General features: G+C 59.5%; 24 protein-coding genes. 17 read left to right on the plus strand and 7 right to left on the minus strand.

Features of this window, described 5'->3' with window-relative positions:
* Positions 1 to 10: 10 nt before the first annotated feature.
* The 5 genes from AB6K10_RS08125 (at position 11) to AB6K10_RS08145 (ending at position 4481) form a co-directional block, all read left to right on the plus strand.
* Positions 11 to 637, plus strand: a complete 627-nt coding sequence (locus AB6K10_RS08125; protein ID WP_339118403.1) for a TRAP transporter small permease — start codon at positions 11 to 13, stop codon at positions 635 to 637.
* A 5-nt stretch (positions 638 to 642) separates the two neighbouring features.
* On the plus strand, positions 643 to 1923 hold the full coding sequence (locus tag AB6K10_RS08130) for a TRAP transporter large permease (protein WP_339118404.1): 1281 nt from the start codon (positions 643 to 645) through the stop codon (positions 1921 to 1923).
* Between the two features lie 57 nt (positions 1924 to 1980).
* Positions 1981 to 2481 (plus strand): gluconokinase, encoded by a 501-nt coding sequence (locus AB6K10_RS08135; protein WP_339119607.1) that lies wholly within the window; start codon positions 1981 to 1983, stop codon positions 2479 to 2481.
* A 79-nt stretch (positions 2482 to 2560) separates the two neighbouring features.
* On the plus strand, positions 2561 to 3556 hold the full coding sequence (gntR, locus tag AB6K10_RS08140; RefSeq protein WP_159341454.1) for a gluconate operon transcriptional repressor GntR: 996 nt from the start codon (positions 2561 to 2563) through the stop codon (positions 3554 to 3556).
* A gap of 88 nt (positions 3557 to 3644) precedes the next feature.
* Positions 3645 to 4481, plus strand: coding sequence for an MOSC N-terminal beta barrel domain-containing protein (locus AB6K10_RS08145; RefSeq protein ID WP_339118405.1), 837 nt, complete (start codon positions 3645 to 3647; stop codon positions 4479 to 4481).
* Here AB6K10_RS08145 and AB6K10_RS08150 read toward each other — a convergent pair.
* Positions 4441 to 5346, minus strand: coding sequence for a DMT family transporter (locus AB6K10_RS08150; RefSeq protein ID WP_159341456.1), 906 nt, complete (start codon positions 5344 to 5346; stop codon positions 4441 to 4443). The genes AB6K10_RS08145 and AB6K10_RS08150 overlap by 41 nt on opposite strands.
* Before the next feature lie 202 nt (positions 5347 to 5548).
* Here AB6K10_RS08150 and AB6K10_RS08155 point away from each other — a divergent pair, with 202 nt between their 5' ends.
* The 3 genes from AB6K10_RS08155 to AB6K10_RS08165 all read left to right on the plus strand — a co-directional run bounded on the left by AB6K10_RS08155 (position 5549) and on the right by AB6K10_RS08165 (position 7742).
* Positions 5549 to 6337, plus strand: a complete 789-nt coding sequence (locus AB6K10_RS08155; RefSeq protein WP_159341457.1) for a MotA/TolQ/ExbB proton channel family protein — start codon at positions 5549 to 5551, stop codon at positions 6335 to 6337.
* Positions 6338 to 6340: 3 nt separating this feature from the next.
* Positions 6341 to 7210 (plus strand): OmpA family protein, encoded by an 870-nt coding sequence (locus AB6K10_RS08160; protein ID WP_339118406.1) that lies wholly within the window; start codon positions 6341 to 6343, stop codon positions 7208 to 7210.
* Between the two features lie 109 nt (positions 7211 to 7319).
* Positions 7320 to 7742 (plus strand): OsmC family protein, encoded by a 423-nt coding sequence (locus tag AB6K10_RS08165; RefSeq protein ID WP_159341459.1) that lies wholly within the window; start codon positions 7320 to 7322, stop codon positions 7740 to 7742.
* A gap of 117 nt (positions 7743 to 7859) precedes the next feature.
* On the opposite strand, the gene AB6K10_RS08170 is transcribed toward AB6K10_RS08165, so the two are convergent.
* Positions 7860 to 8333: a PRC-barrel domain-containing protein gene (locus AB6K10_RS08170; RefSeq protein WP_339118407.1), complete on the minus strand. Its 474-nt coding sequence runs from the start codon at positions 8331 to 8333 to the stop codon at positions 7860 to 7862.
* Between the two features lie 282 nt (positions 8334 to 8615).
* Here AB6K10_RS08170 and AB6K10_RS08175 point away from each other — a divergent pair, with 282 nt between their 5' ends.
* The gene (locus AB6K10_RS08175) at positions 8616 to 9581 is read left to right on the plus strand and encodes a L,D-transpeptidase family protein (RefSeq protein WP_253017004.1); all 966 of its coding nucleotides are present in this window, start codon (positions 8616 to 8618) and stop codon (positions 9579 to 9581) included.
* Here AB6K10_RS08175 and AB6K10_RS08180 read toward each other — a convergent pair.
* From AB6K10_RS08180 to AB6K10_RS08195, 4 genes are read right to left on the minus strand one after another with little or no spacing between them, the layout of a single operon-like run.
* Positions 9578 to 10240 carry a sigma-70 family RNA polymerase sigma factor gene (locus tag AB6K10_RS08180; RefSeq protein WP_339118408.1) on the minus strand — a complete coding sequence of 221 codons (663 nt, stop codon included), beginning with the start codon at positions 10238 to 10240 and terminating at the stop codon, positions 9578 to 9580. The genes AB6K10_RS08175 and AB6K10_RS08180 overlap by 4 nt on opposite strands.
* A complete protein-coding gene (locus AB6K10_RS08185; protein ID WP_339118409.1) occupies positions 10240 to 11775 on the minus strand; it encodes an ATP-binding protein in 1536 nt (511 codons plus the stop codon). Before AB6K10_RS08185 ends, AB6K10_RS08180 begins: the two co-directional genes overlap by 1 nt.
* Positions 11776 to 11789: 14 nt before the next feature.
* Positions 11790 to 12458: a 2OG-Fe(II) oxygenase gene (locus AB6K10_RS08190; protein ID WP_159341463.1), complete on the minus strand. Its 669-nt coding sequence runs from the start codon at positions 12456 to 12458 to the stop codon at positions 11790 to 11792.
* Complete coding sequence (locus tag AB6K10_RS08195) at positions 12455 to 13126, minus strand: CoA pyrophosphatase (RefSeq protein ID WP_159341464.1); 672 nt, start codon at positions 13124 to 13126, stop codon at positions 12455 to 12457. Before AB6K10_RS08195 ends, AB6K10_RS08190 begins: the two co-directional genes overlap by 4 nt.
* A 93-nt stretch (positions 13127 to 13219) precedes the next feature.
* On the opposite strand from AB6K10_RS08195, the gene AB6K10_RS08200 reads away from it, so the two are divergent.
* On the plus strand, positions 13220 to 13777 hold the full coding sequence (locus tag AB6K10_RS08200) for an NUDIX hydrolase (protein WP_089675368.1): 558 nt from the start codon (positions 13220 to 13222) through the stop codon (positions 13775 to 13777).
* A gap of 5 nt (positions 13778 to 13782) precedes the next feature.
* On the opposite strand, the gene AB6K10_RS08205 is transcribed toward AB6K10_RS08200, so the two are convergent.
* On the minus strand, positions 13783 to 14094 hold the full coding sequence (locus tag AB6K10_RS08205) for a YqfO family protein (protein WP_159341465.1): 312 nt from the start codon (positions 14092 to 14094) through the stop codon (positions 13783 to 13785).
* A gap of 124 nt (positions 14095 to 14218) precedes the next feature.
* Here AB6K10_RS08205 and AB6K10_RS08210 point away from each other — a divergent pair, with 124 nt between their 5' ends.
* From AB6K10_RS08210 to AB6K10_RS08240, 7 genes are all read left to right on the plus strand, one after another.
* A complete protein-coding gene (locus AB6K10_RS08210) occupies positions 14219 to 15172 on the plus strand; it encodes a sugar-binding transcriptional regulator (RefSeq protein WP_159341466.1) in 954 nt (317 codons plus the stop codon).
* 164 nt (positions 15173 to 15336) lie between these two features.
* Positions 15337 to 16659, plus strand: coding sequence for a sugar ABC transporter substrate-binding protein (locus tag AB6K10_RS08215; RefSeq protein WP_305947835.1), 1323 nt, complete (start codon positions 15337 to 15339; stop codon positions 16657 to 16659).
* A gap of 77 nt (positions 16660 to 16736) precedes the next feature.
* Positions 16737 to 17627, plus strand: coding sequence for a carbohydrate ABC transporter permease (locus AB6K10_RS08220; protein ID WP_062359322.1), 891 nt, complete (start codon positions 16737 to 16739; stop codon positions 17625 to 17627).
* Positions 17628 to 17659: 32 nt separating this feature from the next.
* Entirely contained in the window at positions 17660 to 18511 is an 852-nt protein-coding gene (locus tag AB6K10_RS08225; protein WP_253017009.1) for a carbohydrate ABC transporter permease, read from the plus strand.
* A gap of 11 nt (positions 18512 to 18522) precedes the next feature.
* Positions 18523 to 19680, plus strand: a complete 1158-nt coding sequence (locus tag AB6K10_RS08230; RefSeq protein WP_253017011.1) for an ABC transporter ATP-binding protein — start codon at positions 18523 to 18525, stop codon at positions 19678 to 19680.
* Positions 19677 to 20375: an HAD family phosphatase gene (locus tag AB6K10_RS08235; RefSeq protein WP_339118410.1), complete on the plus strand. Its 699-nt coding sequence runs from the start codon at positions 19677 to 19679 to the stop codon at positions 20373 to 20375. The genes AB6K10_RS08230 and AB6K10_RS08235 overlap by 4 nt, the downstream gene beginning before the upstream one ends.
* On the plus strand, positions 20359 to 21144 hold the full coding sequence (locus AB6K10_RS08240; RefSeq protein WP_339118411.1) for an L-iditol 2-dehydrogenase: 786 nt from the start codon (positions 20359 to 20361) through the stop codon (positions 21142 to 21144). Before AB6K10_RS08235 ends, AB6K10_RS08240 begins: the two co-directional genes overlap by 17 nt.
* Positions 21145 to 21149 lie beyond the last annotated feature (5 nt).

Below are 21149 nucleotides of genomic sequence, written 5' to 3' on the forward strand. Positions count from 1 at the left end.
TGGAGTTCTTATGACACCCTCCTCAACACTTTCCAATGCTGAATCCTCTTTGAAAGCGCGCGCGATGGAAGATCCGTCGGTCTATCTGGACGATCCCAATCGCAAGCTGCTGGAAATCGATACCGAAACGCGCCAGGGCCCGGCGCTGTTTCGCTGGTTAACGCTTGGCATGGAGTATTTGATTGGCGCGATTTTGGTCGCGTTGATCGTGGCGGTGTCGAGCAATGTGGTGGGCCGTTCGCTGTTCAACCACTCGCTGCCTTGGGTCGACGAGCTGGCGCGCATGCTATTCATCTGGCTGGTCTTCATTGGTGCGGCGGCTGCGTTCGCCCGTTATGAGCACATTGCCGTAGATGCGCTGGTGCGGCGTTTGCCGCTGCGTTTGGCGCATATGCTCTACTGCCTGCAGCACCTGATTATTACTGGCCTGATGCTGGTCATGATATTTGGTGGCTATCAGGTTCTGGCGCGCTCCAGCGGTCGATCGGCCATCATGGGAGTGCCGCTGAGTTTGGTCAGTCTTTCCCTCGTGCTGTGTGTCATCTTTATCGCTGCCGTATCGCTGTGGCGGGTTTGGATGAGCGTGCGCGTCATTGTTCAACCACATGGCCCTTCGGCTAACGCGCAAGGGGAGTAAGCGTCATGCTATGGATTTTTCTCATTATTTTATTCGTGTCGATCATCATTGGCCTGCCTATCGCCTTTGGTTTAGGGGTAGCGGCGCTGGTGATGGCTGTACTGTCTGATATTCCGCTCTCCATCATGATCGAGCAGTCCATCCGTGGGGTGAATAGCTTCCCGCTGCTGGCCATTCCGTTCTTTATCTTGGTCGGTGAAGTGATGAGTAACGGCGGCATCGCGCGCCGTCTGATGGAACTGGCCGGTGCGCTGGTTGGGTTCATGCGCGGTGGCCTGGGGCAAGTGGCGATCACTGGCTCGATGTTCTTTGGCGGCATTAGCGGCTCGGCGGTGGCCGATACGGCGGCCACCGGCTCGATGATGATTCCTTCCATGAAGCAGCAGGGCTACACCGCTGCCAACGCCACGGCGATTAACACCGTCTCGTCGGTGATCGGGATCATTATTCCTCCCTCCATCCCGCTGATTCTTTACGGCATCGTCACGGAAACCTCCATTAGCCGTCTGTTCATCTCCGGTATCGTCCCGGGGCTGCTGATCGGCGCGGCCTTGATGGTGACCACCTTCATTTTGGCCAACAAACAGGGTGGCGGGGTGCGTAAATTCCGCTGGGACGTGCTGTGGAAAGCCTTCAAAGACGCGTGGCTGGCCCTGGTGCTGCCGGTGATCGTGATTGGCGGCATTATTGGCGGCGTGTTCACTGCAACAGAAGCCGCTGTGGCGGCGCTGCTCTATTCGCTGGCGATTTCGCTCTTGGTCTACCGGGAGTTCAAGCTCAGTGAACTCATGGGCATGCTGATTCGCACGGCCAGGCTGACGGGCATGGTAATGATGCTCCTGGCCTTTGCCACCGTCATTGCTTGGTTCTTGACCATCAACATGGTGCCGCAAACGCTGGTGCGTCAGGTTCAGGCGATTACCCAGGAGCCGTTCCTACTGCTGTTGATCGTGGCGGCTCTTTTACTGCTCGTCGGCTTCGTGATGGACCTGACGCCGGCCATGGTCATCATGGCGCCGATGCTGGCCCCTATCGTCACCTCGGTGGGGGTGGATACCGCTTACTTTGGCGTGCTGATGGCCTTCATCCTGGGGATTGGCCTACTCACGCCGCCGGTGGGCACCTGCCTTTATGTAGGCTGTGGCGTGGGCAAGGTCTCCATGGAGTCGCTGGTCAAAGCCATGCTGCCTTACTACGCGGCGCTGCTGGTCGTGCTGGTGCTGCTGATTGCCTTCCCAAGCATCGTGACTTGGTTACCTGACCTCACCGCCGTACGCGGTAACTGATAGGAGTCGCGTGTGACTACTTACTCAGCTCATAACGGCTCGCATCGTATTCTCGTCATGGGTGTCTCTGGGTCGGGCAAGTCGCACATTGGTCAGCAGCTAGCGGCCAGTGTGGGGGCCACGTTCATCGATGGCGACGATCATCATTCGCCCGCCAACGTGGCCAAGATGGCCAGTGGGACGCCGCTGAACGACGATGACCGCCGCGACTGGCTGGCGACCCTGGCGGGGCTGTTTGCCGATTATAAGTCGCGGGACGAATCGGTGGTGATTGCCTGTTCCGGCCTCAAACGGCGTTACCGCGACCGTCTGCGAGAAGGGGATAGCGCGCTGCGTATCCTGTATCTAGAAGGCACCCAAGCGCTGCTACGCGAGCGCTTGGAAACGCGTGCCGGACACTTTTTCAAGGGCGACAGCATGTTGGCCAGCCAACTGGCCGATTTGGAACCGCCCCAGGCAGATGAGGCCGTGACGCTCTCCATCGGCCTGACGCCCGAAGTGATCGTCGAGCGTTTTCGTTCCACGCTAGCGCCAGAGCCGCACCGCTCATTAGGCTAAAGGGAGGGATAGGCGACGGGCCCTGCTATTCGTTATGGTAGGGCCCGAGCGCCATCCACTGTACAAGGCAGCGACGCCATTGAAGAAAAAACGCCCTACATTACAAGATATTGCTGATCGCGTTGGTGCCACCAAAATGACCGTCAGCCGCTGTTTGCGTGACCCGGAAACGGTGTCGGAAGGTCTTCGAGAGCGCATTTTCAGCATTGCCGAGCAAATTGGCTACATCCCCAATCGCGCCCCCGACCTGCTTTCCCGTGCCACCAGCCACTCCATCGGCGTGCTGGTTCCTTCGCTGACCAACCAGGTGTTTGCCGACGTCATCGTGGGGATCGAAGCCTACACCGAGCCTGCGGGCTATCACTTGATGCTCTCCCACTACGGCTACAGTCAGGAGCTGGAGGAGCGCAGCCTTGCCTCGCTGCTCTCCTATAATGTGGATGGGGTGATTTTATCCGATCGTGACCATACGCCGCGCAGCCTGCGCATGCTGGAAACGGCGGGTATTCCCATCGTCGAGATCATGGATACCCACCGTCCGCCGCTGCAGCAGGCGGTGGGCTACGACAACGTTCGTGCCGCTTACGACATGGTCAGCGAGATGATTCGCCGCGGCCGTCGTCAGGTGATCTACCTCGCCGTTCGGCTCGATGAGCGCACCCGTCAGCGCGAGCTGGGGTATCGTCAAGCCATGGAAGAGCGGGGTCTTACCCCCGTGACGCTGCAGAGCAGTCAGCGCTCCTCTTACACCGTGGGTGCCGCGTTGATGCAGGAAATTCAGCGCGACTACCCCGACGCGGACGGCATTTTTTGTACCAACGACGACGTCGCCGTGGGGGCCTATTTCGAGTGCCTGCGCCAGAGCATTGCCGTGCCAGAGCAGATGGCCATTGCCGGTTTCCATGGCCACGACGTTGGGCAGGCGATGACGCCTCGTTTGGCGAGTGTCGTGACTCCTCGTCAAGCCATCGGTAAAGCGGCTGCCAAGACGCTACTGGCGCGCATTCGTGGCGAGGCGCTGGAGCAGAAAGTGGTGGATTTGGGATACCGCATCGAGGCAGGGAGCACGCTTTAACGTCCGCGCTAAAAACTGTTTGGCTGCTTACGATAACCCCGTTAGGCTAGCGATTCATTCTGCTATGCCCAAAGCGTACGAGGCCGCTGTGAAGATTACGCAATTAACGGTTTACCCGGTGAAATCCCTGCAGGGGATCGATGTGACCCAGAGCGAGATTCATGCCCACGGCCTTGCTTGGGACCGCCGGTGGATGCTGGTGGATGCCCAGCAGCGCTTTGTCACCCAGCGGCAGCTGCCCGCGCTGGCGACGATATCCGTGGCGTTGACGTCGGCAGCCCTGGTGCTCTCTCACCCCAGCGTCGAGCCGATATCCATCTCGTTGGCAGAGCCCGAGGGTAACCTGAGGCTGGTATCGGTATGGAATGATCACTGTAAAGCGCTGCCGGAGAGCGAGGCAGTGTCCGAATGGTTGGAGGCTGCGCTGGGTGAGCAGGCCCGAGGCATTAGGCTGGTCCGCTTCGCCACGACCTTTACCCGAGCGGTGGAAGAGGATTTTCTGGCAGGGGGTGAAGCCCACACCTACTTCGCTGATGGCTACCCCTTTTTGATCACCACTACCGGTTCCCTGGATGCGTTGAACAGCGCGCTGGTGGCGGGAGGCAATACACCGGTACCCATGAACCGGTTTCGCCCCAATATCGTGGTAGACGCCGACGAGGCTTGGCAGGAGGATCGCTGGGCAACAATCGAGAGTGACACCTACCAACTCACCCTGCGCAAACCCTGCCAACGCTGCAAGATCACTACCGTCGATCAGCACACAGGCACGATTCCCACTCAGGCCGAGCCGCTCAAAACGCTCTTGGCGTTGAATACCCAGCCTCATTTGAAAGGCGCGCACTTTGGTCAAAACGCCACGTTAACGGCGGGTGAAGGCAGCGTCATTCGTGTGGGGGATGCGGTGTCCGTAACGCCCCGCTAGGCTTGAAGCGCAAAAGCTTCGTGGCAATCGCTGTGCCCAGTAGAGTAATCACCATACCCGTGACGACCTGTAGGCTCAGCGTTTCATCCAGTAGCAAATAGCCCCACAGCAGGGCACTGACGGGGACGAGAAACGTCACCGTCGACGCCGCCGTTGCCCCGGCGCTTGCCAGTAAACCAAAGTACAGCAAGAAGGCGAGCGTCGTGCTGAGCATGGCCAGTGCCAGGGCGTTGCCCCACGCCAGGGGGCTGATGGGCTCGCTGGGCCATAGCAGCACGCCAGGAAGGAGTAACACCAGCGCCGACATGGCGCTACTGCCAGCGGCAAGTACCCGGGTAGGCAAGTGGCTAAGGCGCGTTTTGGAGTAGTTGCCCGCCAAGCCGTAGCAGAATGTCGCTCCCAGTACGGCGATGATGAACCAGCCATCGCCGCCCAAACCGAAGTCCAGCCGGTTGGCGGAGAGCACATAGACGCCCAGTAGCGCCAGCGCCAACCCCAGGTACTGCTGGCGCTGCACGGGCGTTGCAAAGAACGCGGCGCCCAGTAGGGCGGTAAAAATCGGCGTGGTGGCGTTAATCAGTGACGTAAACCCTGCCTCTAACCGCGTCGTCGCCAGTGCCAGCAGCGAGAAAGGCAAGACATGGTTGACCACTCCCAGTAGCAGCAGCGGCCCTTTGTGCTGCCAGATCAGACGCACGTAATGCAGGCTCAACAGCAGCGGTAGCAGCAGTAAGGCGCCAATCCCCATTCTCACCAACACCAGCGGCAGAGGGCCAAACTCGGGCGCTGCGACCCGCATGAAGATAAACGATAGCCCCCATAACGAAGAGAGTAATAAAAGGCGCAGCGCATCGGCCGATGACATGGTGTGTCCTTACGTAGAAAACCACGGGGTTGAGTGGCCGTCAGCTTATCCATAAAGCGTATGAAAGCGAAGTATGTACAAGTCAGTAAATAGATTTGTCAATATTTGTCATGTCACGAATTTGGCGTTGACGCCTATGGTGGGAGTCTCTACTGTCTCAGCCAATCGTAGTAGGGCAATGGATACTCGTTGAGGAAACGCCGTGGATCTCGCAACGCTGATTGGCTTGGTAGGAGCTGCCGTGCTGGTAGGTGCCTCTGTCATCATGGGCACGTCGCCGGAAGTGTTTATGAACCCTACCGGGCTTTTATTGGTGGTGGGCGGCAGTTTATTCGTGGTGCTCGCCAAGTTCAGCATCACACAGTTCAAGTTTGCGTTTAAAGCAGCGGCGCGAGCCTTCAAGTTTCAGTTACCCAGTATTCAAGAGAGTATCGACGAGTTGGTGGAGCTTTCTAAGGTCGCCCGTCGAGAAGGCATGATTGCGCTGGAAAGCCGAGACGTAAACTCTCCGTTCTTGAAGAAAGGGCTACAAATGCTGGCCGATGGCTTTAGTGCCGACATGATCAAGGAGATGATGGAGAAAGAGCGCCTACTGACGCTCGAGCGTAACGAAGCCGGTGGCCAAGTCTTCTCCGCGCTCGGTGAAGTATCTCCCGCCATGGGCATGATCGGCACGCTCGTGGGGCTGGTGCAGATGCTCTCGAATATGGGAGACCCTTCCCTCATCGGCCCCGCCATGGCAGTCGCGCTGCTCACCACGCTGTATGGCGCGATGATCGCAACGATGATCGCCACCCCCCTGGCCGACAAGCTTTGGGTGCGCATGAACCAAGAATCCAAAATGCAGGAGCTTTGGATAGATGCGCTTCTCGCCATCAAGGGCGACAAAAACCCGCGGGTACTCGAACAGATGCTGACCATTTATCTGCCGCCAGAGCATCGCACTGCCGAGAGCAGCGAAGAGCGCGGTGCGGCAAGCGAGCGAACGTAGGCCATGGCACAAAAGCAGACCAACATTCCCGCATGGATGGTGACCTACGCCGACCTGATGTCGCTGCTGCTGTGCTTCTTCGTGCTGCTGCTGTCGTTTGCCGAAATCGACGCGCAGAAGTTTCGCCGCGTGGCGGACGAGCTGTCCAAAGCTTTTGGGGTGCAGCGGGACATCGAAGCCATGCAGATTCCCATGGGAACGAGTGCGGTGATGCAAAACTTCTCCCCAGCGACGCCGGACCGAACGCTCATCGAAGAGGTGCGCCAGCGTACCATGCAACAGCAGCCGCAGTTGGAGTCGATGCGTAGCATGCTGGAAACCCAGCAGCGACAGCGCAGCTTGCAAGTGGCTGGCAGCGTCGAGTCGCTGCTCGAAGACACCCTGCCTGAAGGCGTAGCGGAGATTACGGTGGATGAGTACCGCGTGGTGGTGCGCATTGCCGAAAACGGCACGTTCGACTCGGGAACCGCTACGGTGACCCCCGCGTTTGCCAGCTTGCTGCAGGAGCTTGCCGTGCTGTTGGGGGAGTTGACCGGTACCGTCTCGATTGATGGCCATACCGACGATGTCCCTATTCGCACCGCGCAGTTTCGCAGTAACTGGGATTTGTCGGCGATGCGCGCCGCGTCGGTAGCCAACGTCCTGGTGGATTCCGGTGCCATTGCCCCCGAGCGTTTGATCATCCAAGGGTTTGCCGAAACGCGGCCGCTTGCCGCCAACGACACGCCAGAAGGGCGGGCCGCGAATCGCCGGGTCGAGTTGACCATCGATGCTAGCGCGCCTTTTGACGATCGCGGTGAGCGCTCCATGCAGTCGTTGCAGGCCAGTGCTTCGGAGGCGTCGCCATCGTTGGCGACGGTCAGCGCACCGTAAGACGAGGGTCGTAGAATCACCGCCTAGAATCAGCTACGCTGAACAAGCACCGAACGTAACCCTGCGTTCACCCTGCGAGAAGCACACTACCCTAGGAAAGGAGAACAGAATGGATAGTAAAGCAAGCGCACATTGGGAAGGTGGTCTGAAAGATGGCCAAGGTAAGGTCGCCACTGAAAGCGGTGTCCTGGATGCAGGTTACTCCTTCAAGCAGCGTTTCGAAGGCGAACCGGGCACTAACCCCGAAGAGCTGATTGGCGCCGCACACGCCAGCTGTTTCTCCATGGCGCTGTCGATGATTCTGGGCGAGAAAGGCTACACGGCCGATGCGATCGATACCCAGGCGCGCGTCACGCTGTCACAAAGCGATGCGGGTTTCGATATTTCCAGCATTCACCTGGACGTGGAAGCCAGCGTGAGCGGTGCCGATGACGCCGCTTTCCAGGAAGCCGCAGAAACCGCCAAGGCCAACTGCCCGGTCTCCAAGGTCCTCAAAGCTGACATCACGATGTCAGCCAAGCTGAAAGGCTAATACCTTTGCCCCTGGGCAGCGGCTTTCCCGCCGCACTGCCCTGAAGACGAGAAGGGCCTTGCCAAGTGGCAAGGCCCTTTTTGCGAGCAATGGCTGCTAGAAAACCCAATGACGAGATTAGCTTTGTGTCTCGTCCATGGTGTTTTCGTCGCTATTGTTCATCTCGGTATCGCGCTCCGTGTGCAGGTCTCCCTCGCGCTCGAACGCTTGCGCATCCTGTAGCGCTTCTTCCGAGGCGTTGACGGAAATCACGTACTCCTCATTGTCCTCGCCTTTCGTCAGTTCCAGGGAGTCCCACTCGATGGCGACATTCTTTTCGCCCATTCCCAGGAAACCGCCTACACCGACGACCACGGCGTTGATTTTGCCATCCTCGTCGATGATCAAGTCGTTGATGGTGCCGATGTCTTCGTCGTTTTCAACGCTGCTGCGTACTTGATTGTCCGTCAGCGAATCGGAGTGGAAAGTGTTGTCTGGGGCATTGGTCAGGTAAGACGCTTCCGTACCCGTGTTGCCCTCATTGGCTTGAGCGATACCTGCCGTGGCCATCAGGGCGGGAAGAATGAGGGTCGTGAGAAAAGTCGGTTTCATCGTGATTGCTCCTTGCGTGGTGATGAAGAGGGCACACGCGAGTGGCACCTCTTTTCGTCCGAAGTGTCCCGGCACCTCGCTGTGCAGGGACACTTCTCAAGGTAGGCGTTGAAGCCCTCTTTGCAATCATTAGGGCGCACTCTTAATCCATATCAAGAAAGAGCGGCGGCGACGTTAAACGCGCTGCGACAGTCTGGCGAATTGACCCGCTGCCCGTGGCTGGGCATATTCATAGCCATCCAGGCTTGCCGCAGCGCGGTGGCTGCATATAAAGGAGACTTCATGACCCTGACTGCCCCCTTACTGTCGTTTCAGCCGTTGAAACAGCGCTTAGCCAGTGGCGTTGTGGCACTCAGTACTTGGCTGATGACGGCCAGCGCGATGGCCAGTGACGCCGAACTGCCAAAAGGCCACTTTCTGTTGCCCGAATCAGGCAACATGGTCGGTGAGGTATATACCGTCACCGCCAGCGAAGAGGATACGCTGCTGGATATCGCCCGGGAGCATAACGTGGGCTACGAAGAGATCCGCATGGCCAATCCGGATGTCAGTATCTGGGTGCCGGGAGAGGGCACCGAGGTCACCATCCCCAGCCAGTTCATTCTGCCTGATGAACCTCGCACCGGGATCGTAATCAACGTGGCCGAGCTGCGGATGTACTACTATCCCGAGGTCGAAGACGGAGAAGCGCCCCGCGTCGAAACCTATCCGATCGGGATTGGCCGCGATGCCTACAATACGCCGCTCGGTATCACCGAAACCACCATGCGTTTGGAAAACCCTGCGTGGTATCCGCCTGAGTCGATCCGTCGCGAGGCAGCCGAGCGGGGGGATCCTCCGCCTGCGGTCGTTCCGCCCGGCCCAGACAATCCGTTGGGCCAGTATGCCATTTTGCTGGATATCCCCGGTTATCTGATCCACGGCACCAACCAGCCGGATGGGATTGGCATGCGCGCTAGCCGCGGCTGTATCCGTATGCACCCGGAGGATATCGAGTCGGTATTTTGGCGTGTCCCAGTGGGCACCCAGGTGAACATCATCGACGCGCCCATCAAGCTCGGCTGGGGAGCCAATGACGATGCCTACATTCAGGCGTTCACGGCGACCGATGAGCAGGCCTTTGGCATGGAAACGCTGTTGAACGTGGTGAGCCTGATCGAAGAGCATAAAGGGGAAGGTCGTGCCAACTACGAGCAGGTGAGCCGCGTGTTGGAAGAAGCTAACGGCCAGATCGTACCGCTGAGCTAATCACGCGTCCCAGGGGCAGGAGGAAGTGCGGGCACTAGCGACAGTGCCACTGCCTGACGCACGAGGGCGGCCACATTGGCCGCTCCCATCGCCTTCATAGCCCGCAGCCGATACACCTCGACGGTTTTGGCGCTGATTCCCATATGGTCGGCGATTTCCCGGCTCGTCATCCCCTCCGCCACATGCACCACAATGCGCTGCTCTTTCGGGCGAAGCGTCTCGAAGCAGGCTTTTAGCTGCGCTATTGACTGCTGGCGTTGGTGCTGCTGCTCGGCACTGCTGAGCGCTCGCTGCACGATGTCGATCAACTGCTGGTGGTTGAAAGGCTTTTCGATGAACTCGAACGCGCCATTTTTTAGCGCCGCCACCGCCATGGGCACGTCGCCATGCCCGGTCATCATGATGATCGGCAGGCGGGCCTGCTGGTCGACTAGCCGTTGCTGCACCTGCAGCCCGCTCATGCCCGGCATGCGCACGTCCAGCAGTAGAGCGCCTAAGTCATCGTGGGAGGCCGCAAAAAAAGCGTCACCGCTGGCGAAGGCGCGGGGGGTGAGCCCCACCGATTCCAACAGCCAGACAAGAGAGTCACGCAGGGCGTCGTCGTCGTCGATCACCGCAATGACGTTAGGGGGCGTCGATAAAGGAGTAGGCGAGGGCATTAGGCATCGGTCTCCGTTCGCAGTGATACGTCAAAACAGGCGCCCCTGGCACTCTCGTCGCGCAAAGAGAGGGCGCCGCCCATACTCTCCATGAGCGTGCGGCTAATGGCCAGCCCCATGCCCAACCCTTCCTCGCGGGTGGTGAAGAAAGCGTCAAAAATGGTCTGCTGGTGCGCTTTTTCAACCCCCGGCCCCTCGTCCTCAACGCTTAGGGTGATCTGGCGCTGGCCGCTTCGCCGGGCGCTCATGAAGACCACCTTGGCGTCGTTCACTCGGCGGCTAGCGGTCAGCGCGTTCAGCAGTAAGTTCACGATGACCTGCTCCAGGGCAATCGGGTCGGCGTAGACGCGCGGCAGCGTATCGGGCAGGCGTACCACGAGCTCGATCGATGCTTGCTGATACTGCCACTCACAGAGGCGACAGGCAGCCGCGACCACCTCGGCCAGCGCCAGTGGGCGGACGTGGTGGCTGCGCTTACGGACGAAGCTGCGCAGATGACGCAGCCGCTGAGCAAGGCGCTGTACCTGCTCGTCAATGCGCTCCAGAGGCAGCTGTAGCTCGCTGGCAAGCGGTGTGGGCTGCTGTTGGCACTTGAGCAGCGCGCCGCTGGTGTAGTTGGCAATGGCACCTAAAGGTTGGTTTAGCTCGTGGGCGATATTGGAGGCAAGCTCGCCTGCGGCGGCTAACCGGTTAGCGTGGGCAATCTGCTCTTGATGGCGACGCGCTTGGGATTCGGCGGCTTTTCGAGCGCTAATATCGCGATTGACCAGGGCGTAGTGGCCAGGCTCGGCTCCCCGGCTGCGGTGGGCCAGTACCACGCTGAGCACCGGTACGCTGCCGCTCGCGGTGCGCATCTCCAATTCCCCGCTCCAGGAGCCGTAACGCTCCACGGCTGGAAACACTACCTCATTTAACAAGCACAGCGACTCGGCTTGGTATAGCTCACTGAGCGCAGTGGACGCTTCGTTGGGTAAGGCAAAGCAGCGGCGAGCGGCTTCGTTAGCGCTGAATACCCGCAGGTTGGGCCCTAAAAACAGCACGTAGTCGGTGGTGGATTCAACCACCTGTGCCAAACGCTCCCGAGTGGCTTCGGCCTCGATACGACGCCCGACGTCTCGGGAGACGCAGAGGATATCGATCAATTCGCCAGTCTCGGCGTCCCGCCGAGTGCGGCTGGTGGTTTCGAACCATACGTAATGGCCCGCCTTGGCGCGGAACCGGTAGGTTTGCTGATAGAAGCCGTCGTGGTAGTACACCCGCGGCGACTTGTTGAGCAGGTCGCTCAAATCGGCTGGGTGAAACAGCTGGTACGCGGAGACGCCGATGAGCTCGTCGGGTTCATAGCCCAGCAGCTCCCGCGCGGCCTGGGAGGCATACAAAAACGTGCCGTCCCGGGCGTGACGGGAGATCAGGTCCGTGGTGCTTTCGGCCAGCCACTGATAGTGGCGCTTTTCCTCCTCGAGTGCGGCGTTGCGCGCTTCCAGGGCCGCTACTTTCGCCGCCAGGGCGGCCGCTCTGTCAGCACTCACGGACATGTCTCGCTCATCATTTAGCGCGCAGGGTCCAACACGCCGCCCATCGATGCGTTGCGGCGGAACCAGCCCGCAATGCTGGCGCGAGGCTGGCGGGTGGGCAGCACTTCATGGGGAATGGTTTCCGATAAAAAGCAGGCAAAGGTGCCGGCTTCGGGCACCACGCGGGCCACTTCTAGCGTTGGGTCATCCGGATGATAAATCACCATTTCACCGCCGCCGTCGCTCGGCCAGTCGGGATTCAAGTAGCCGACAGTAGAAATCACTCGGTTGGCCCGCCCGCGAAAGCTGTCTAGGTGACGCTGGTAGAAGGCACCGGCAGGGTAATGAGCAAAGTGGGCCTCGTACTCGAACAGACCCAGAAACAGCGCTTGGTTGAGAGACTGCTGTAGCGCTGCCATGGCATCCAGATAGCGGCGTTGGGCGTCACTTTCTCGGTCTAGCCAGTGGATGGCATCGCCGCGTATGTCTTTGCGCAAGTGATGCTGCTGGCCGCGGCCAATACCCGCCTCGTCCAGGGCGTCCAGCTCGGCCAGCTGATGAATCTCCCGGTGCAGCGCTTGGCAAAGCGCCGGGTCGATCACGCCTTTACCTACATACCACCCCTGTTCCACCAGCGCGTCTACCAGCGCTAGGTGGGCGTGGGGATCGAGGGCCGGGGTGTCGATGTCAGGCGAAGCAATCATTTCGTGGTTCTCGTCACGGGCGCGCGCTCGGCGTTGGCCGAGCGTCGGCTAGTCGGGGTACGACGTTCAGGGTAGTGGCGCAAAGCACCGGGCGGGCGCTGATACAGGTCAATCTCCATACCAAACCCCTCGGCCAGCAGCTCCACCAGCATCATCGCAGATAAGCCCCAGATCACGTGGCCATCGACGTGATAGCTGGGCACGTAGTGGGCAACGCCATCGACGGTGATCACATCGGTATGGGTACGCTGGTCGTCTAAAAAGTGGCTGAGCGGGACTTCGAAAATGGCGTCCAACTCCGCGGGATCCGCCACCAGCGGTAGGTCCGGCGGAATGATACCCACCCAGGGCGTCACGCGAATGCCGTGCAGCGAAATGACGTCCGACAGCCGCCCCAGGGGCTGTACCAGGCCAGGGGCTAACGCAATTTCTTCTTCTGCTTCCCGTAACGCCGTGGCATATAGATCAGCGTCACCCGGTTCACGTTTACCGCCAGGAAAGGCGACTTGGCCACGGTGGGTATTCAAGTGGCTGGCTCGGCGAGTAAACAGTAGGGTGGGGGCAGGGCGCTCAACAATCGGCATGAGCACGGCAGCTTCCGGCAGTGCTACATGGTCCAGCCGTTGAGGGGTATGCTGTTGCAGCCGTTTGCGCAGTTTCTCTAACATAGGAGTCTCTTTACTTTGCTCTCTTTTACCCAGCCACGGTGATCATCGTCAAGCACGTTGATGCCTCGACCCACCAGCCGTAGAGAAAACGCGATGAACTTTTGTAGTCAGTGTGGTGAGAAAGTCCGGTTTGCCGTTCCCGAGGGAGACGACCGCCCCCGCTACCTGTGCGACGGCTGTGGCACGATCCACTATCAAAATCCCCGCATCGTGGCGGGTACGCTGCCGGTGAGCGGCTCCAAAGTGCTGCTCTGCAAGCGAGCGATCTCCCCTCGAAAAGGGTACTGGACGCTACCGGCAGGGTATATGGAAAACGCTGAGACCACCCAGCAGGCCGCCACGCGGGAAACCTGGGAGGAAGCCTTCGCTGAGGTCACGCTGGGCGACTTGTACACGCTGATCGATCTTCCGCATATCAACCAAGTCTATATGATCTTTCGCGCGGATTTGGTGGGCGGCTTTGGTGCCGGGCCAGAGAGCCTGGAGGTGGCGCTATTCGAGGAGCACGAGATTCCTTGGGACGCGCTGGCCTTCCCCACCATCGAGCGCACGCTGCGCCACTACTTTGCCGACCGCGAAAACGCCGTGTTTCCGCTGCATATCAGTAAAATCACGCCCGAAGATCGCGAGCGCTATGTGGGTAGCGCCTAGTCGTCTTAAAGGTCGGCGAGCTGCCACACGTCGTAGGCGACTTCTTCATAGGGATGCGCCAGTTTGAGCGCCGCAATAGCGGCCTGAATATGCTCGTCGGCGCAGACCAGCTCGACCTTGAACTCCTCGACGGTTTCCAACGTGCCGACTTGCCCGATATGCGGCTCGGCGCCTGCCATCGGACGGAACTGACCGGTGCCTCGGGTCTGAAAGCAAACATGCTCGTAGTTGCCGATTCGACCGGCACCCGCGTCGAAGACGGCGCGTTTGACGCTGTCGGCATTCTCAATGGGAACGAAAAACGCAAGTTTATACATAGCAGCGACCTCTGTGCATCGGGATACGTCGTCAGGCGCTTATGTTAGCGGATAGGACACTACTGGTCTTGGCGAAGGCTTTGTATGATGAGGTTTTTTTAACGACAAGGCGGCGACCCCCTCCATGGATAAGTTTGAAGTAAAGCTCGACCAAGCAGCCAGGGCCGCCTGGATGTCCTATGTGGGCGGCATGACCCAGGATGAGATTGCCACTCAGCTTGGCGTCTCACGCCCTGGCGTCCAACGCTTACTGGCCCTGGCGCGCCAAGAGGGGTTGGTAAAAGTGCATATCGATCACCCCATCTCAACCTGTATGGCGCTGGGCAGCGCGCTGCGGGAGCGCTTTCAGCTGGCCTACTGCGACGTGGTGCCTGCGGACACCCAGGCCCCCGAAAGCGGCGCGTACTATCTGGCCGTGGCGGGGGCCGAGCGCATTGCGCGGCTGGTGGAGCGCAGCGAGCCGCTGACGCTCTCGCTGGGGACCGGGCGTTCAGTACGTGCGGCAGTGGAAGCGCTAAGCCGCGTGGAGCGGCCGCAGCATCGGTTTGTCTCGCTGGTGGGCAACGTGGCACGGGATGGCTCCGCCAACCGCTACGACGCCGTGATGGTGCTGGCGGATAAAACCGGCGGCGAGCGCTTTTTATTGCCTGCACCCGTAGTGGCGGAGTCGCTGGCGGAAAAAGAGGCCATGCTGTCCCAGCGCTTGTTCAAAGCGATCGCCGATGTAGCGCGAGAGTCAGAGGCGGCGTTTATCGGCATTGGCCGTATTGACCGCCAGGCCACGCTTTTTCAAGACCACTTCATTAGCGAAAGCGAGCTAGATGAGCTGCTGGGCCGCGAAGCGGTGGGAGAGCTACTGGGTTGGCCGCTGAACCGTCGTGGAGAGGTGATCGATTGCTCGATTACCCGACGGGTCACCAGCTTGCCGCTGGAGCGTTTTGGGAAGCACCTCATGGTGGGGATTGCCGGTGGCCGTGATAAAGCGCCTGCCATTTTAGCCGCACTGCGCGGTGGCTGGCTGAAGGGCTTGATCACCGACGAGATCGCTGCGCGGCATATCCTCGAGGCCATGGAGTGAGCGCTATCTTCGCGGTTGCAACATGCAAGCGATTGAATGAATTAGCGTAAAGTCTAACGCGGCAAGCTTTGCTTTTTTTTGGCTCGCATACGATCATTTGTTCGGTTGGTGATCAATAAGATCAAGGCAACAACAATGCCAATATTTGCCAAGAGGAGTGCTGTATGCGTCTCGCGCGTCATTTGCCCGTCACGACCCTAGCGGCCGCCATTGCGGTGGCTGGCCAAGCCCAGGCTCAAACCGAGATCACCGTCGCCACGGTGAACAATAACGATATGGTCATCATGCAGAGCCTGACCGATGCCTTTGAGCAAGCGCACCCGGATATCACGCTGGACTGGGTGGTGCTGGAGGAGAACGTGCTGCGTCAGCGTATGACCACGGATATTGCCACCGGCGGTGGGCAGTTCGACGTGATGACCATCGGCACTTATGAAGTGCCCATCTGGGCGGAACGCGGCTGGCTAGAGCCGCTGGACAGCTTGCCCGATGACTACAACGAAGACGATTTGTTGGCATCGGTACGCGACGGCTTAAGCCTGGACGGCACGCTGCACGCCCTGCCGTTCTATGCGGAAAGCTCGATGATGTATTACCGCACCGATCTGTTTGAGCAGGCTGGTATTGAGATGCCCGAGCAGCCCACCTGGACACAGGTGCGTGACTGGGCCGAACAGCTCCATGGTAGCGAAGAGGGCCTTGCGGGTATCTGTTTGCGTGGCAAGCCGGGCTGGGGCGAGAACATGGCCTTTGTCTCGACGCTGGTGAATACCTTCGGCGGCCGCTGGTTTGATGAGCAGTGGAATCCGGAGCTGAACTCTGAGGCGTGGAATAACGCGATTTCGTTCTACGTAGACCTGCTCAGCAACTACGGTCCGCCAGGCGCCAGCTCCAACGGCTTTAACGAGAACCTCGCGCTCTTCTCACGCGGTAACTGCGCCATGTGGGTCGATGCTACCTCGGCGGCAGGCAAGCTCTACGATGAGAGCGAATCCGACGTAGCCGGGACGCTTGGCTTTGCACCCGCGCCCATCGCCGAAACTCCCAAAGGTTCCCACTGGCTGTGGTCTTGGGCACTGGCTATCCCAGCCTCCTCTGAGCATAAAGAGGCAGCTCAAGCGTTCATTACCTGGGCCACTTCTGAAGAGTATATCGAGCTTGTCGGTGAGACTAACGGCTGGACCAGCGTACCGCCGGGCACTCGTGAATCCACCTACGCTAACGAGCAGTACACCTCAGCCGCGCCGTTTGCTGGCTTCGTACTTAACGCCATTAAAGAGGCCGACCCCACCGACTCTAGCCTAGAGCCGAACCCCTATGTGGGCGTGCAGTTTGTGGGTATTCCTGAGTTCCAATCAATTGGCACTCAGGTAGGCCAAACCATTGCGGCGGCGCTGACCGGTGATACGTCGGTTGAGCAGGCGCTAGATAGCGCCCAGCGTGCGACTGAGCGCACGATGCAGCGGGCGGGCTACATCGAACGTTAATGCACTCCTGCGCCTGCCCGGCCACGGGCAGGCGTTTTCGGTGGTTCTCGCAGGTCTGTTTTCTTGCAGGTATTTCCATGAATAGAACACGTGCTTCTGGCCGTACGGTCGGCGGGCTGAGAACGCTTTCGCTTCAAGCGCCCGCCGTAACGCTGCTCCTGCTCTGGATGATCGTGCCCCTAGGCATGACCATCTGGTTCTCTTTCCAGCGTTACAACTTACTGATGCCCGAGATGACCGGCTTCGCCGGGCTGGAAAACTATGAGTACCTGCTGACCGACCCCGCGCTATGGTCGGCCATGGGCACCACGCTGCTGCTGGTGGGGTGGGTGCTGGTGATTACCGTGGTGGGCGGCACGCTCTTAGCGGTTCTGTTTCAACAGGATTTTGCTGGGCGGGGCATAGCCCGGGTATTGGCGATCTCTCCCTTCTTTGTCATGCCAACGGTGAGCGCGCTGGTATGGAAAAACATGATGATGCACCCCTCTAACGGGGTGTTGGCGTGGTTAGCACAGTCGCTGGGACTTCCTGCGCTGGACTGGTTCTCATCGCTACCGCTGACCTCCATCATCATCATCGTCTCGTGGCAGTGGCTGCCGTTTGCGCTACTGATCCTGCTGACGGCGATGCAATCGCTGGATGAAGACCAAGTAGAAGCCGCGCGGATGGATGGCGCGGGGCCGCTGGCGATTTTCTTCTTTATCACGCTGCCGCACCTAAAGCGGGCGATTAGCGTGGTGATCATGATTGAAATGATCTTCCTACTGACGATTTTTGCCGAGATCTTTGTCACTACCTCCGGTGGGCCTGGGCTCGCCACCACCAACTTGGCTTATTTGATCTACATCCAAGCGCTGCTGGATTTCGATGTGGGCATGGCTTCGGCGGGTGGGGTGATCGCCATCATTCTGGCCAATATCGTCGCGATTTTCCTTGTCCGTATGGTCGCTAAGAACTTAGAAGACTGACCCCGGCACCAGGGCGTCTTGGGAGCATTTCAATGACAACTCATCGTAATAGCGCACCAGCACATACTCGCTCGTTGCCCATCCGGCAACTGGTATTGACCCTGTTGGGCTGGTCGATCGCGCTGATTATCTTTTTCCCTATCCTGTGGATGGTGCTGACCGGTTTTAAAACCGAGACGGCGGCGATAGCCGACCCCAGCTTTCTCTTTTCGCCCACGCTGGAAAGCTATCAGGAGGTGCAGGCACGCTCGGGCTATGCTCGTTTCGCGCTGAACAGCATCGCGGTGGCGTTTGGCTCTACGTTTTTAGCGCTGCTCATCGCTATTCCTTCGGCCTATGCCATGGCTTTTTTGCCCACTAAGCGCACCAAGGGCACGCTGCTGTGGATGCTCTCCACCAAAATGCTGCCGCCGGTGGGTGTTCTGGTGCCTATCTACCTGATTTTCCGCGATGTCGGGCTGCTGGACACCCGTACCGGGCTGATCATTATTTATACCTTGATGAACCTGCCCATCGTGGTGTGGATGCTCTACACCTTCTTTAAAGATATGCCCAAAGACATTCTCGAAGCGGGCCGGATGGACGGTGCCTCCACTCTGCAGGAAGTGTTCTTCCTGCTACTGCCGCTGACCCTGCCAGGGATTGCGTCGACCGGGCTGCTCTCGGTGATTTTGAGCTGGAACGAAGCGTTCTGGAGTCTCAACCTCACCTCGTCGAAAGCCGCGCCGTTGACCGCCTACATTGCCTCGTTCTCAAGCCCCGAAGGGCTGTTCTGGGCCAAGCTGTCGGCGGCTTCTACCATGGCCATCGCCCCCATCCTAATCCTCGGCTGGATGACCCAAAAACAAATGGTGCGCGGCCTGACCTTTGGCGCCGTCAAGTAAAGGAGTTCCCCATGGCAACCTTACAACTCAAGAACATTACTAAGCAGTTTGGCGACACCAAGGTCATCAAGGGCATTGATCTCGACGTTAACGATCGTGAGTTCGTGGTGTTCGTTGGCCCCTCGGGCTGCGGTAAATCCACTCTGATGCGCATGATCGCAGGCCTGGAGAGCGCCAGCGACGGCGATATTCTCATCGATGGCAAGCGCATGAACGAGGTGGGCCCCGCCGACCGCGGTTTGGCGATGGTGTTTCAAAGCTACGCGCTGTACCCGCACATGACCGTTGAGGGCAACATGGGCTTCAGCATGCGCTTGGCTGGGGTGCCCAAAGAGGAGCGCCGCGCCAAGGTGCTGGAAGCTGCCAAGATCCTTCAGCTTGAGCCGCTGCTGGATCGCAAGCCCAAAGCGCTATCCGGCGGGCAGCGCCAGCGGGTGGCGATTGGCCGAGCGATTGTGCGCAACCCCAGCATCTTCCTGTTCGACGAGCCGCTCTCCAACCTAGACGCGGCGTTGCGTGTGCAGATGCGTATCGAGCTGGCGCGGCTGCATGAAGAGCTGGATGCCACGATGATTTACGTGACCCACGACCAGATAGAAGCCATGACCATGGCCGATAAAATCGTCGTGCTACACGATGGCGTGGTGGAGCAGGTGGGTTCGCCCATGGCGCTCTATCACCACCCGCGTAACCGCTTTGTAGCAGGCTTTATCGGCTCGCCCAAGATGAATTTCTTCAGCGTCGAGCAGCAGTCCATTGGCGATGATGGCGTCACCGTGCGCCTGCCCGGCGGGCGGCCCTGCACTATCCCTGTGGCGGGCGAGCAGCTCGCCAGCGATGAAGCGCTGGAGCTGGGTATTCGTCCTGAGCACCTACAGCTGGATGAAAACGGCCCGCTGAGTGGGCAGATTAAAGTGTTGGAGCGCTTAGGCGGGCAGACCTCGCTGTACGTGCAGATGGGCGAGCTACTGATCACCATTATGGCCGATGGCGACGTGGCCTATCGGGTGAACGATACCGTGCAGTTTGGCTTTGCCGCCGAGCGTGCCCACCTGTTCGACGCCCAAGGATTGGCGTTAGAGAGCCTGTCACAGCACCCGCTGGCTAGCCTGACCCGCCAGGATAACCGTGCGGCGACTGAGCCTGCTGCGCCAGGGGCGCAGGTATGAAAGCGCTGATTTTTGATTGTGACGGCGTCCTGGTGGATAGCGAAGCCCTGGCAGAAGAGACCCTGGAAACTCACCTTGGGCAGTGGCTGCCGGATCTGGATATTCCCACGCTGCTCAGCCAAGCCCTGGGCATGACGACCGCCGACATCCTTAAGCACTTGGAGCAGTTAAGCCGCCATCAGCTGCCGCCCGATGCCTCCGAGCGGGTCGATAGCGCCATAGAAGCGCGTCTGGCACGAGAACTCACCGCGATTGCGGGGGTTCACGACGCCGTTAGTAGTCTCGATTTACCCAAGGCCGTGGTCTCCAACAGCCGCCGCTGCCGCGTATTGGCATCGCTTGCAACAACGCAGTTGGAAGAGGCGTTGGGCGATGTGCCGATTTTCACGGCCGAGCAGGTCGATAACCCTAAGCCGGACCCAGCAATTTACCGCTTGGCGGCGCATGAGCTTGGCTGCCCGCCCAGCCGCTGCCTAGTGGTTGAGGATAGCGTGGCAGGCGTTACCGCTGCCCATGCCGCCGGCATGCGGGTGATTGGTTTTGTGGGCGCTAGCCATATCGACGACGAGCAGCCTAACCGCTTGCTCGCGGCGGGTGCTTGGCGAATTTTGCCCCATATGCGCGGGCTTCGCGCCTTAGTGGACGAGTGGCAATTACATCTGCAAGGACAAGATAACAATGAAACTGCTCAATAAACGTGCCGTGATTACTGGCGGTGCCCGTGGCATCGGACTCGCCATTGCCCAGCGCTATTTGGCCGAAGGGGCCAGTGTCGTGGTGGCCGATATCGATGCCGAGGCCATCGAAGACGCACTCTCCACGCTGCAGCAGGATGCCAGCGCCGAGCGGGTCATGGGCGTGGTGCTGAACGTGTGCGACCAAGGCTCTATCGATGCCATGGTGGAGAGCGTCACCGAGCGCTTTGGCGGCATTGATATTTTGGTCAATAACGCGGCGGTGTTCGATATGGCGCCGGTGCTGGAAGTGACCCAGGCCAGCTTCGACAAACAGTTTGCGGTGAACACCAAAGGCATGTTTTTCACCTTGCAGGCCGTGGCCCGCGCCATGGTGGCCCAAGGTCAGGGAGGCAAAATTATCAATATGGCCTCCCAGGCGGGCCGACGTGGCGAACCGCTAGTGAGTGTTTACTGCGCCAGCAAAGCCGCCGTGATTAGCCTGACCCAGTCCTGCGGGCTCGATTTGATCAAACACCGTATCAACGTCAACGGCATTGCCCCCGGCGTGGTGGATACCCCGATGTGGGAAGAGGTCGATGCGCTGTTTGCTCGCTACGAGAACCGCCCATTGGGCGAGAAAAAGCGCCTAGTGGGCGAGGCGGTGCCCTATGGCCGTATGGGGCTGCCGGAAGATCACACCGGCGCCGCCGTGTTTCTTGCCAGCCAGGATAGCGATTACGTCGTCGCCCAGACGCTCAACGTCGATGGCGGCAACTGGATGAGCTAAGACGC

It is taken from the genome of Halomonas sp. BMC6, from assembly GCF_964204995.1.
Classification (GTDB): domain Bacteria; phylum Pseudomonadota; class Gammaproteobacteria; order Pseudomonadales; family Halomonadaceae; genus Vreelandella.

Excerpts from the sequence above, each read along its gene's own strand:
- AB6K10_RS08125 (WP_339118403.1), top strand. The coding sequence starts at position 11 with ATGACACCCTCCTCAACACTTTCCAATGCTGAATCCTCTTTGAAAGCG.
- AB6K10_RS08130 (WP_339118404.1), top strand. The coding sequence starts at position 643 with ATGCTATGGATTTTTCTCATTATTTTATTCGTGTCGATCATCATTGGC.
- AB6K10_RS08135 (WP_339119607.1), top strand. The coding sequence starts at position 1,981 with ATGGGTGTCTCTGGGTCGGGCAAGTCGCACATTGGTCAGCAGCTAGCG.
- AB6K10_RS08150 (WP_159341456.1), bottom strand. The coding sequence starts at position 5,346 with ATGTCATCGGCCGATGCGCTGCGCCTTTTATTACTCTCTTCGTTATGG.
- AB6K10_RS08160 (WP_339118406.1), top strand. The coding sequence starts at position 6,341 with ATGGCACAAAAGCAGACCAACATTCCCGCATGGATGGTGACCTACGCC.
- AB6K10_RS08165 (WP_159341459.1), top strand. The coding sequence starts at position 7,320 with ATGGATAGTAAAGCAAGCGCACATTGGGAAGGTGGTCTGAAAGATGGC.
- AB6K10_RS08170 (WP_339118407.1), bottom strand. The coding sequence starts at position 8,333 with ATGAAACCGACTTTTCTCACGACCCTCATTCTTCCCGCCCTGATGGCC.
- AB6K10_RS08175 (WP_253017004.1), top strand. The coding sequence starts at position 8,616 with ATGACCCTGACTGCCCCCTTACTGTCGTTTCAGCCGTTGAAACAGCGC.
- AB6K10_RS08180 (WP_339118408.1), bottom strand. The coding sequence starts at position 10,240 with ATGCCCTCGCCTACTCCTTTATCGACGCCCCCTAACGTCATTGCGGTG.
- AB6K10_RS08185 (WP_339118409.1), bottom strand. The coding sequence starts at position 11,775 with ATGTCCGTGAGTGCTGACAGAGCGGCCGCCCTGGCGGCGAAAGTAGCG.
- AB6K10_RS08190 (WP_159341463.1), bottom strand. The coding sequence starts at position 12,458 with ATGATTGCTTCGCCTGACATCGACACCCCGGCCCTCGATCCCCACGCC.
- AB6K10_RS08195 (WP_159341464.1), bottom strand. The coding sequence starts at position 13,126 with ATGTTAGAGAAACTGCGCAAACGGCTGCAACAGCATACCCCTCAACGG.
- AB6K10_RS08200 (WP_089675368.1), top strand. The coding sequence starts at position 13,220 with ATGAACTTTTGTAGTCAGTGTGGTGAGAAAGTCCGGTTTGCCGTTCCC.
- AB6K10_RS08205 (WP_159341465.1), bottom strand. The coding sequence starts at position 14,094 with ATGTATAAACTTGCGTTTTTCGTTCCCATTGAGAATGCCGACAGCGTC.
- AB6K10_RS08210 (WP_159341466.1), top strand. The coding sequence starts at position 14,219 with ATGGATAAGTTTGAAGTAAAGCTCGACCAAGCAGCCAGGGCCGCCTGG.
- AB6K10_RS08215 (WP_305947835.1), top strand. The coding sequence starts at position 15,337 with ATGCGTCTCGCGCGTCATTTGCCCGTCACGACCCTAGCGGCCGCCATT.
- AB6K10_RS08220 (WP_062359322.1), top strand. The coding sequence starts at position 16,737 with ATGAATAGAACACGTGCTTCTGGCCGTACGGTCGGCGGGCTGAGAACG.
- AB6K10_RS08225 (WP_253017009.1), top strand. The coding sequence starts at position 17,660 with ATGACAACTCATCGTAATAGCGCACCAGCACATACTCGCTCGTTGCCC.
- AB6K10_RS08230 (WP_253017011.1), top strand. The coding sequence starts at position 18,523 with ATGGCAACCTTACAACTCAAGAACATTACTAAGCAGTTTGGCGACACC.
- AB6K10_RS08235 (WP_339118410.1), top strand. The coding sequence starts at position 19,677 with ATGAAAGCGCTGATTTTTGATTGTGACGGCGTCCTGGTGGATAGCGAA.
- AB6K10_RS08240 (WP_339118411.1), top strand. The coding sequence starts at position 20,359 with ATGAAACTGCTCAATAAACGTGCCGTGATTACTGGCGGTGCCCGTGGC.